Source organism: Streptomyces doebereineriae, assembly GCF_031845645.1.
Lineage (GTDB): Bacteria > Actinomycetota > Actinomycetes > Streptomycetales > Streptomycetaceae > Streptomyces > Streptomyces canus.
In genome coordinates, this window is sequence record NZ_JAVREZ010000409.1 from 1 (window position 1) to 429 (window position 429).

At 61.8% G+C, this 429-nt stretch carries 1 protein-coding gene; it reads right to left on the bottom strand.

Translation table 11 applies throughout. The features are described from left to right. Window positions 1-429: DUF1989 domain-containing protein (locus RNB18_RS52545; RefSeq protein WP_311721123.1), on the bottom strand; the 429-nt coding region annotated here is incomplete at both ends.

The following is a 429-nucleotide window of genomic DNA, read 5'->3' on the forward strand; positions in this document are numbered from 1 at the left end:
TGACGACTGTGGTAGACAACGGAACATTCGTGAACGAGGCCACATAGGCCTCGTCGCGGCATAGTCGGCGCTCACTACGGATGGACGGCTGGCGGAATTCGCGCGACGTGCGCTGGGTGCGGTAGACGGGCAGCGCAGGCACGGTGCCAACGTCGGCATCGCTGGCAGTGATCACAGTGATCCGCACCGGATCGATCGAGAAGTTGGAGGTGAACTGGACATCGGAGCCGCAGACGTTGGGTACGGCTAGCAGGTCAACGTGGGCCAGCAGTTCGACGTGTTCGCCGGGTTGGGTGTTCTGGTGCACGATTGTGGGCATCGTGCCGTCAACGCGGGTCGCCATGAACAGGTGGTAAGAGTCGTGCACGTCGTCGGGAGTGAGGCCGTACTCGCGGATGGCTTCAGCGTGGATATCAGTGCAGTTGGTGT